8 protein-coding genes and 2 pseudogenes are annotated in these 10,145 nt (G+C 58.2%); 8 read left to right on the top strand and 2 right to left on the bottom strand.

Annotation, left to right across the window (positions count from 1 at the left end):
• The first annotated feature begins 380 nt into the window (after positions 1 to 380).
• The 5 genes and pseudogenes from FJ490_RS31905 to FJ490_RS31925 form a co-directional block, all read left to right on the top strand.
• On the top strand, positions 381 to 1,658 hold the full coding sequence (locus tag FJ490_RS31905; protein ID WP_084016100.1) for an FAD-dependent oxidoreductase: 1,278 nt from the start codon (positions 381 to 383) through the stop codon (positions 1,656 to 1,658).
• Between the two features lie 423 nt (positions 1,659 to 2,081).
• Entirely contained in the window at positions 2,082 to 2,822 is a 741-nt protein-coding gene (locus FJ490_RS32910) for a hypothetical protein (RefSeq protein ID WP_318013090.1), read from the top strand.
• Between the two features lie 147 nt (positions 2,823 to 2,969).
• Entirely contained in the window at positions 2,970 to 3,965 is a 996-nt protein-coding gene (locus FJ490_RS31915; protein WP_064994928.1) for a succinylglutamate desuccinylase/aspartoacylase family protein, read from the top strand.
• A 731-nt stretch (positions 3,966 to 4,696) separates the two neighbouring features.
• Positions 4,697 to 5,076: pseudogene (locus FJ490_RS31920) on the top strand (IS3 family transposase); the annotation flags it as partial.
• 42 nt (positions 5,077 to 5,118) lie between these two features.
• Positions 5,119 to 5,801, top strand: a pseudogene (locus FJ490_RS31925) (transposase); the annotation flags it as partial.
• Here FJ490_RS31925 and FJ490_RS31930 read toward each other — a convergent pair.
• Both FJ490_RS31930 and FJ490_RS31935 read right to left on the bottom strand, forming a co-directional pair.
• Positions 5,737 to 7,227 (bottom strand): recombinase family protein, encoded by a 1,491-nt coding sequence (locus tag FJ490_RS31930; protein WP_224656313.1) that lies wholly within the window; start codon positions 7,225 to 7,227, stop codon positions 5,737 to 5,739. The pseudogene FJ490_RS31925 and the gene FJ490_RS31930 sit on opposite strands and share 65 nt — an antisense overlap.
• Positions 7,217 to 7,414: a hypothetical protein gene (locus tag FJ490_RS31935; protein ID WP_064994942.1), complete on the bottom strand. Its 198-nt coding sequence runs from the start codon at positions 7,412 to 7,414 to the stop codon at positions 7,217 to 7,219. Before FJ490_RS31935 ends, FJ490_RS31930 begins: the two co-directional genes overlap by 11 nt.
• An 834-nt stretch (positions 7,415 to 8,248) precedes the next feature.
• Here FJ490_RS31935 and FJ490_RS31940 point away from each other — a divergent pair.
• The 3 genes from FJ490_RS31940 to FJ490_RS31950 all read left to right on the top strand — a co-directional run.
• Complete coding sequence (locus tag FJ490_RS31940; RefSeq protein ID WP_064994923.1) at positions 8,249 to 9,133, top strand: 3-keto-5-aminohexanoate cleavage protein; 885 nt, start codon at positions 8,249 to 8,251, stop codon at positions 9,131 to 9,133.
• A 44-nt stretch (positions 9,134 to 9,177) separates the two neighbouring features.
• The gene (locus tag FJ490_RS32915; RefSeq protein WP_181170840.1) at positions 9,178 to 9,888 is read left to right on the top strand and encodes a hypothetical protein; all 711 of its coding nucleotides are present in this window, start codon (positions 9,178 to 9,180) and stop codon (positions 9,886 to 9,888) included.
• An 84-nt stretch (positions 9,889 to 9,972) separates the two neighbouring features.
• Positions 9,973 to 10,145: 3-hydroxyacyl-CoA dehydrogenase NAD-binding domain-containing protein (locus FJ490_RS31950; RefSeq protein ID WP_246676731.1), on the top strand; the 173-nt coding region annotated here is incomplete at its 3' end.

A 10,145-nucleotide genomic window follows, 5' to 3' on the forward strand; every position in this document is an offset into this window, starting at 1 on the left:
CGACGTCGCCCCCGGTCAAAAGTTGGCTGTTCAACGGAGGGGTAGCATGCAGTCGGCTTGCAAAAGCGGGGCGGCGTCGCATCAGTGGCGTTCGGTAGAACTAAAGTGGGGAGCGCCCGCGCGGCTGGTAGCGGTGTCTGTGCCGGCACGACTCTTGGGAAAAACTGTACCAGCGGCCATACCTGGATTGCCACGTGCTCGCGTAGCGATTTTCGATAGTCATTCCGGCATTTCGGTGAGCCGATCTTGACATAGAGACCACCCCATCGATCCGGTCATTGCCTGTGTTCGTGCTCATACTGCTCGCCACCCTGGCCTCAATCCGCCCAAGCGGCTCAAACAGCTTCCAGCCGAAATGGATGCTTCTATAGGACCTCTCAATGAGCGACGTAGCTGACATTGTAGTCGTTGGAGCAGGAATGGTCGGGGCGGCGACCGCGCTCCAACTCCAGAGGCTTGGCCGTAAGGTCATTTTGGTTGATCGGCGGGAACCTGGATCGGAAACTTCTTATGGCAATGCAGGCGTTATTTCTGGCTTGAATATTCAAATAACAATCCCCAGGGAACCTCTGCAACTAGCGCAGCTTCTTCTGAACCGAGTACCGTATTTCCGTCAGAATCTATTTGCCCTTCCAAGCAATCTACCCTGGCTGTGGGCATTTTGGCGGGCGTCATCGGACTCGAATTTGTGGCGTATTGCCTTACAGTCTCAACCACTCTTCTCGACCGCGATTGCTGAGCACTTGTGCCTCGCGAGTCTATCACGTGCGTCTCACTTGCTGCACGATGTGGGATACCTTTCAATCATTCGGGACAAAACAAAGCTCAGTACAATCTCACGCGATAAGCGTTTAGCGCTTGCTTGTGATTATCCGTTCAGAATTATCTCGACGGAGGAGATAGCCGAACTGGAACCCTTTGTGAAACCAGGTGCGGCAGGAGGCCTGTATTGGCCCGGCACATATCATACGCCGGCTCCCGACCAACTTGCCAAAGCCTATGCGGAAGCGCTTGTGCGTTTCGGCGGTGAGTTCCGGCAGATGTCCGTCACCAATCTCGGGCGGCACAAAAGCGGTGCCTGGGATGTAGAGTCATTGAATGACACAATTCAGTCACGCAATGTCGTCATATCGGCAGGTCCATGGTCAAAGGGACTCCTGGAGCCACTCGGCTATAACTTGCCACTCGGCTCCAAACGAGGATATCATCTTCATTTTCGACCAAAAGACGGCGCGCACTTGACTCGTCCGGTAAAGGACGATGAGTATGGCTTTGTGCTTTCACCTATGAACCAAGGCATCAGACTGTGTGTTGGTGTGGAGCTGGATCACTTTGACGCGCCGGCAAGGGATATGCTTGTGCAAGGAGCCATTGGTCCTGCAAGAGAGCTATTCCCGATCGGTGAATCCTTAGACTCTACGCCCTGGCTTGGACGTCGGCCCACTTTTCCTGATCAATTACCGATGATCGGTGCAGCTCCTAACCACAAGGGCCTATGGTTTAATTTTGGCCACGGTCACTACGGTCTCACCCTTGGGCCAACTTCTGGAAAGCTGCTCGCTGAAATGATGGACAACAGAGTGCTCTCCATGGATCCAGTTCCTTTCGCGCCTCTTCGCTCGTTCCGACCGAGCGCCGCTCTGAAGTCAACGGGATAAGAATGTGGCCCCGTCGCGTCGTCGGCAGAACCGGCGGCACGTCGATGCGTCCGCGGAAAGCCGAAACGCGCGGCGCTTGGCGGATTTGCCTCGCTTGGCCCCTTCCACCCACGGAGGCGCCTCCAGTCGAACTCGCCGCGCCCGGTGCATCAGGCTTGCCTCGGTCAGCACGTCCGGTTGCTCTGTTAAGTGGCTAGCGAATCCGCAAAGCCATGATCTGGGCCAACGGAGAGTGGCAAGCTGGTAGCCGACAGAAATTCTTTGATCAAGCCGAAAGGATCAATATCAGAGGTAGCGATTGGAGAACGACTGAAGAGCCGCGGGGTACCCGCGAAGCGAGAAGAAGAAGTTTAACGGAACGGCCACAATGCCGCTCAAAGTACAACAGAACGTAAGGAACTTCGCCAGCTTGGAAGCGAACCCTTGAGTTCATTCTTTGGTGCTTCAACCATGATGTTTCAAAACCGACGTGCACTTGGAATTCTTGAGCTTGATGAAGGCGTGCAAGCCGAGAGTTCTTCGCTAGATCCGCGGCCCGGCGGCTTACTGAGCCCAACGACCTTTGATCACCCAATCGTGACGGAGCTCGTGGAGGGAGCATGGCCGGATATGGTCATTCGTGGTTACCCGTCGCTCGAAGGCGCGTGCGTGGCAGCCGCCACACGCTTGGTCGAACGAGGGGCAGCCGTGATTTCCTCTGACTGTGGTTTTTTCATCCGACATCAAGAGGCGGTCGCCGCTGCCGTCAATGTTCCCGTTGTGATGTCTAGCCTGCTCTTGGTTCCAACCTTGCTGCGACAGCTGGCGCATCCTCACAAGCTTGCCGTGGTGACCGCTGATTCAAGACATTTCGGGGAAGACCTGCTTAGGCTCGATAATCCGAGAGATCGGGCGAGGGTGGTCATCGGCGGCGTCGAAGGCGGCGAATTTCTCCGCAACGCTTTGATGCGTCCTGCAATCCGAACCGAAGTCGATCAGATTGAGAAGGAAGTTACCGCCTGCGTCACGCATCTTCGTGCTGAGCATCCTGAAATCGCAATGCTGCTGATGGAATGCACGGGGTTCCCTTATGTCACGAACGCACTCCGCCGCCATACGGGGCTACCCACCTATGACATTACGAACCTATGCCGGCTATCGCTTGCGGCCGTTTGCTCAGACTAACCTGTCTTCGCAAAGCGTTGCCTGGACGATTCGGGCGAAAGAGTAAGTCCATCGTGCGGTTAGATCCCTACAATATAAAAACTGTATTTGACGCAGCGAGAGTGAACCCCTAGCGTTCGCTATTTGGGTGCATAAGGTCGGCTGACAATGAGCGAAACACCATACCTGACGTTTGATCTCGACGCGCCTGGCATGTCCACGGGACATCTTGTTGTCCCCAAAGGCAACGACTGCGAAGCTATTTCGCTTCCGGTCTTCTGCCTCAATAAAGGGGAGGGACCGCGCCTCCTTGTCACTGGCGGAAATCACGGCAACGAATTGCAAGGGCCAATCCTGGCACGACGGCTTGTTGACTGGCTGCCCAAAGCGCAAACCTGTGGAAGCGTCATCATCGTACCGATGCTTAATCTGCCGGCGGTGCAGGCATGGAGCCAAAACTCGCCAATCGATGGCTTGAATCTTAATCGAGTGTTTCCCGGCCGCGCCGTCGGATCGATAACTGAACGCATTGCCGATGCGGTTTCGCGCCTGTTGTTGCCAATGGCCGACACGGTATTCGATTTGCACAGTTTCGGGCCGACATGGGATTTTCCACCAGCAGTCGTCACGCATCCCATTGGTGATGTGGATCTCATGGCCAAGACGCTTCAATTGGCAGAGGCATTCAAATTACCCGTGACATTGCTCTGGGAACACCCCGACACAAATGGAATGTTCGACACTTGGGCGCATAGCAAAGGCAAGGTATTCATTTGTACTGAATTCGGCGGCGGCACGGTCAGCTCCGAAGCGCTGGGGATCTATGAAAGCGGGCTACGCAACGCCCTAATCGCGCTCGGACTCGTAGAGGGAAAGGCCGAGTGTCCGACTTTCCGTCAACGGAAAGCCAGCAGGACACTTGAAACGCTCTTGTCTGACGAGCTGAAATCGCCGGCCCGCGGCATCTTCGAACCTCGCTGCTCCGTGCTGGATGAAGTGAAGCAAGGAGATCTCTTAGGGGTCGTTTATCCCGTGGAGTCACTGTCGGCTGATGCGATCGATATTCGCGCTCCCACTACGTCTGTCGTCTGCGCTGTAAAGTCTGGAATCCATGTCGACGTCAATCAAATGATAGCGATCCTTGCGAGGCCGCTCAAACCCTGAGCCTCAGTGCTGCACATCGATGAAAAATCAGCCGAGAATACTTGCGAGGGAGCCTTGGAACCGGGCAACCTATAGGAGGGCTCGTTGGAGATGAGACCTCGTCCGGCAACCTCACGAGAATTTTAACCACTGCCGGCTGTAAGGTCGGAGGGGCCAGCCGACGTGCATCTACAGATCGATCGCTGATAACAGGCTCTGGACTACGCTGGATAGGCCGTTTTGCGAACGCTAAGGGCTCAAAAGATAAAGGGTTGGATCTATTGATGACGAAGAGCGCCATGGCGCCGCCAAGACGCAACTTGCCGGGCTCGGCGTCGATTCACGCTTCCGCAGTGCCTATAATGCCGCCGGAATCATTCCTGCCAAGCATATTGCAAAGGCCACCATGGGTCATCAAACGACGCGATATCGAAGATTCGCCTCTGATCGAGTGCGTCGGGCACTTAAGGCGCCCGTCATTACAAGTTCGAAGCAAAAGACCATTGACTATCAATACCGATGGTGGCGTCACGGGCCGAAACGGTCGCCTTCAGAAAGGCGATCCGGGCGAGGGAATTAGGAATCAGCGGTTGAGGGAGCTTGTTCCTACACCCAAATTGCATACCGGAAAGACCTCCGTGACGAAAGCAAAAATCTACATAAATCAATTAGAAACGAGGAAATCAGCCAGCCAATCGCGGCCGATAAGTCTTGCTCGGCCGGCGCCAGACGATCCGGCGGGCCTGCCGGTTCTGAAGTTCGACACGTCGACCTATCACTACAAGTCCCGCCGCCGCGATCAGACCGGCATCGAGGCTCGGCTCAAGGACATTTGCGCGACACGCGTTCGCTATGGCTACCGACGTGTCCACGTGAGCTCATGCGGGAAGGGTGGGACATCAACATGAAGCCGACCTACCGCATTTACAAGGATCTGGGCTTGCAGCTCAGGAACAAAACACCGAAGCGCGAAGCTCCGGGACGGCCGCCAAGAGGGGCCCGAACGAGGTCTGGCGATGGACTTCGTCCACGATCAGCTCGCTACGGGCAAGAAGATCCGCGTGCTGACGGTCGTCGATACGTTCTCCGCTACGTGCCTGTGCTCGATCCCCGGTTCAGCTGTCGGGCCGAGACGTGGTCAGCGCTTTAGCAGGCTGTTGAAGAAGTGCTGGCGCGGCGGCTTTTGTCGTCGGATCACTTCTCGGTGGACGGGACGCTGATCGAGGCCTGGGCTTCGATCAAGAGCTTCCGCCGCAAGGACGGGGACGACAACGGCCCGGATGGAGCGGGGCGCAACGCTGAGCGCGGCTTTCATAAGGAGAAGCGCTCCAACGACACACACCAGAGCACGAGCGACCCGCAGGCGCGGCTCTACAAGAAGGGCGACGGGCAGCCGGCGAGGCTCTGTTATATGGGGCATGCGCTGATGGAGAACCGTCATGGGCTTGCGGTCGATGGTGGCATTACCCAGGCCAGGGGCACAGGCGAGCGTGATGCCGCTCTCGCCATGTTGTATCGCAGACCGTTGCGGCGGCGCATCACACTGGGCGCCGACAAGGCGCCTATGACGTGCGCCAGTTCATCAAGGGCCTGCGCGAGCGCAAGGTCACGCCGCATATCGCCGTCGGCCATCTGAGCAAAACCGGCAAGCCTCAAGTGACGGCGATCGATGACCGCACGAAGCGCCATCCGGGCTATGATGCCAGCCAGCGCTGCCGCAAGCGGATCGAGGAGGTGTTCGGCTGGATCAAAGCCTCGGCCGGCATGGGATGCGCCCGTGTGGGCGCGGCCTTCACCTTGAACTTGGCGGCCTACAATTTGGTCCGCTTGCCCAAGCTGCTGGCGGCTCCGATATGAGTGTCACCGGCCGCTGGCTGATCGTCGCGATGCCGACTATATCGGGCCGTCGCGGCATCATGCGCGGTGATCTTGCTCTCGATCTCACCGACACGGATGAGTGCCTGGTTCCAACGCGCTTCCAGTTCCGCCGCGACCAGCCGGTTCTCGGGATCGGCCGCGTCATATTGCCGGAAGGCCCGGTCGGCGGCGTAGCGGGCAGCTCAAGATCCCGACTGAGGGCGTCCCGGACCTGGTCACGACGATCGGCAGCTTGCGCCTCAGCTCCGGCAGCGGCAGCAATCGCTCCCGGCTCCACGACACGCAGGAGCGCTTCCTCAATCGCATCATCGACGCGCAGTCCCCCAAAGGCGATGCATTGCGGCTCACCATTGTCGAGCAGACCCCGCCAGCAGGAATAGCGCGGAATGTTGTGCTTGGTGCCCGTGTACCGCAGCGTGGGCTTGCGGCCGCAGCGCCGGCAGCGGACAAGCGCGGCAAGCAGAGCGTCGCCATGCTTGGGCGCCCCGTTGTCGCTCACCATCTTGCGGATCGCCTCTGCCCTTTCCCAACTGACATAGCCTTCATGGCTGTGTGGGATCAGCGCCAGCCATTCCTCGCGCGTCCTGCGTCGGATACCTGCTCGAACGGCGGATCGGCCAAATCCCGGCGCGACACGAGTTTTACCATAGGCGTAGGCGCCGCCGTAGATCGGGTTGTCGATCATGCGGTGGATGGTCGCATAGTTCGGCCTGCGCCAGACCACATCGCCGTTGTTGCGTTTGGCGGGCAAATCCAACCCATGCTCGAGGAACCACATCAAGGCCTGACGGGCGCTGCCGAGCTCAGCAACCTTGTCGAACACCAGGGTAATGGATTCCTGCACACGCCGATCAGGATCCTTCTCAAGACGATCGCCGACCTTCGCGAAGCCGACAGGAGCTGCCACGACGAGTTCACCGCGCCGGGCCTTCTCGTAGCGTGCGGAAAGGGAACGCTGGCGCAGAAGATCGAGCTCATACTCGTTGAGGCTCCCCTTCAGCCCCAATAGCAGCCGATCGTTGCCTTGCCGCGGCGCATAAACCGTCTCCTGGTCGACCAGCACGGTGTCGACGACGCGGCACATCTCGATGAGCTGCTGCCAGTCGCGGCTGTTACGGGCAAACCGAGACACTTCTCGCGCCGCAACCGCACCGACCTTGCCGAGGCAGGCCTCGGCGACCATCCGGTCGAAGCCGGCACGCGCGACGCCGCCGGCGGCAGAACGGCCGAGATCGTCGTCGATCGTCTCTACGCGAGACCAGCCAAGCGCCGTCAGGCGATCGCGCATCGCATACTGAAGCATGCTGCTCTCACGATTGTGCAGGACCTGATGGGCTGACGACTGCCGCACATACAGGATCGCTTTACGCTCCAGATGCTGCGGCCCAATCTTCTCATGCATCATGATCCGCGCACTCCCGTTGTACGGCACCCTCGCCGTCGACGTGCCCGAGGATCAGGCTGACCGTCAGCTTCGTCACTGATCGGCGCGTCGCGGCCGGCAGCGCCTGCCATTGCGGCGTCTGCCCCGTGTTGGCGTCGTTCGGCTTCAAGAACAGATCGAACTGGTATGTCGTGGGCTGGCGCGGCATGGACATCTCCCCGATTCGCGTGAGAGCCCAATGCTGCGCCCATCTCCGGCGATTGCGATGGGGCTCCGGTGTCGAGGAGCAGCTTCGCCAGGGTGCCCAGCGCGGCAAGGTCGACGTGCGGAGCAGTCGTGATGCGCCAACTCTTACTGAGGATCCGATCGAACATCCAAGCCGGGACCTCCAACCACCGATCCGAGGCTTGGCCGAAAACGCTACAGCAGAAGACTGCTGCGTCATTCCGATCGATCACTTCGTGAATATGGACTTGGCTACCCACCCAAGGATGCCATCGTAGAGAAGCTCGCGCTCCGGGCCGGTCCCGTGGGTGTTGCGTCGCTGAGTTGTTCAACGAGGTGCGCCCCCATGGCGCAATCGGGCACAAGGTTCCGATCTCGTTGCTCAATCCCGATGGCGCCGTCAGCCCGCCATCGTGAAACAGCCGGAAAACTCCACCTTCCGGCGGTCCAAAGAATGGTATCGGATCAAATCAGCCCGGAAGTTCCAGCCTGGGCGATCCAAAGACGGGGAGCAGCTCAACAAGGAGAAGAGTCCAGCTATGAACGAGGGCTCATCGGGGGCAACCTGACGTCGCCTGATTTCGTTCAAACGCGACGCGCTTTAGATCTCCGACCAGCGTCCGCGCACAGTCATCTCGCATCCAGATGATCGGCGGCGACAATCAATATTTGACCAATACGTGACGCACGTGAAGAATACGCCAGATTTAATGATCGGCCGCCATGCCTATCCTTCCCTTGTGTGACCACTCGGTAGCACCATCGAGTGTGTTGGCGCCAGACTAAACAATTAAGAGATACCGAAATAGGATTTCTGATGTCCCGGAAAGTCATTGTCACCTGTGCGGTCACCGGAGGGGGGGGCGCGGTTCTTGCGAAGCATCCAAATATCCCCAAAACGCCATCGCAAATCGCGGAAGCTGCACTGGAAGCTGCAAAGGCTGGGGCTGCGATTGTGCACATTCACGTCCGTGAGCCTGACACGGGAGCCCCATCAAACCGAATTGAGCTCTATGAACAGGTTGTTAAGAAGCTTAGGGACGCGGCGACGGACGTCATCATCAACTTAACCTGTGGAATGGATGGTGAACTTGAACTTGATTCTTTGAATCCTTTAAAAATAAGGAAAACTAGCACACTTAAGGACGCAATTGGACGCTGCTCCCATGCCGTCAAACTTCAGCCAGAGCTTAGCACCCTAGATTGCGGAACGATGGCTTTTGGTGAGCGGATTTTTGTTGCGCGTATGTCCGATCTGCGACAGATGGCGGCACTCATGCGCGAGGCTGGTGTCAAGCCCGAGCTCGAATGCTTCGATTTAGGCCACATCGAAGTCGCTAAGAAACTCATCTCCGAAAACATAATTGGCAGCCCGCCCCTTTTCCAATTTTGCCTCGGCACAGGTTATGGCGCTCCCGCTGTGCCGAGCGCTGTGCAGGCGATGCGTGAGATTCTCCCTTTTGGGGCAGTCTGGGGCGGATTTGGCTGCGGGGCAGATGAAATGCCGATGGTTGGACAGTTGGTGCCAATGGGTGGGCACGTTCGGGTGGGTTTGGAAGATAACATCTATCTCCGACGAGGGCTGCTGGCATCCAATGCCGAGCTCGTAGACAATGCGGTTGGGATCATTGAGCGCATGGGCGCCAGCGTCGCCACGCCTGCCGAAGCACGGTCAATTCTCGGCGTCAAAAAGCGCGGATGACCGCACTGGGGTATCCCATGCAGCGAACGATGATGGAGGCCAGAATGACGTCGCAAATCGAGAGCTGCCTTGGAATTCTGGGTTTGGAACCTGCCTTGCCACCCGGCGTGACGCCGCCGGCGCCGCCGTCCGGCTCGCTGTTTAGTTCAGCTACTTTCGACTTTCCCGTCATATCAGAAACCGTCGAAGGAGCTTGGGCGGATGTTGTCATGCTGGGCGAACCTGCGCTCCAGCCGGCTTTTGTGACAGCAGCTCGGAGGCTCGTAGAGCGGGGCGCGGTCGTAATCACCTCGGACTGCGGCTCTGCTGTCCGGCATCAGGCGGCGGTGGCTGCGGCTGTAAGCGTCCCGGTCGTAATGTCCAGTCTGCTCCTAGTGCCGACGCTGCTCCGCCAACTGCCCCCCAAAGCCAAACTCGCTGTCGTCACAGCTGATTCACGAGTGTTTCGAGATGATTTGCTTGGGCTCAGTGATCAGGCCGACCGGGATCGGATCGTCATCGGCGGCATTGAAGGCGGTAAGATTTTGGAAAACGCGTCCATGCGTCCGCCGCAACCGACCGATATCGCCGACATTGAGAATGATGTGGCAGCTTGCGTCGCCCGGCTCCGCGGCGCACATCCGGAGATCGCTGCGTTACTGTTCACGTGCACTGGATTCCCGCCGATAACGCCGGCAATCCGTCGTATGACAGGGCTGCCTATCTACGACATCACAACCATATGCCGGATGACGCTTGAGGCCCTTGGCGCCTAATGTTGTCATCGCTTCAGGTTCTTCGGGTTTTCTCGCAGCCCACCTGAGAAGTCACTCTCCAGATCCATTGATATGAGGTAAACTATGCGCGTCGCATGCATTGGCACAGGAACCATAGGCGCGAGCTGGGTGGCATTGTTCATTACTGGCACGCATGAGGTGACCGCATGGGACCCGGCACCGGGTTGGCAGGATCGTCTATTGGCCGCCCTCGACCGCTACGAGCCGCAATTGCGAGAGCTTCAAATGCCAACTGT

It is taken from the genome of Mesorhizobium sp. B2-5-11 (assembly GCF_006440835.1).
Classification (GTDB): domain Bacteria; phylum Pseudomonadota; class Alphaproteobacteria; order Rhizobiales; family Rhizobiaceae; genus Mesorhizobium.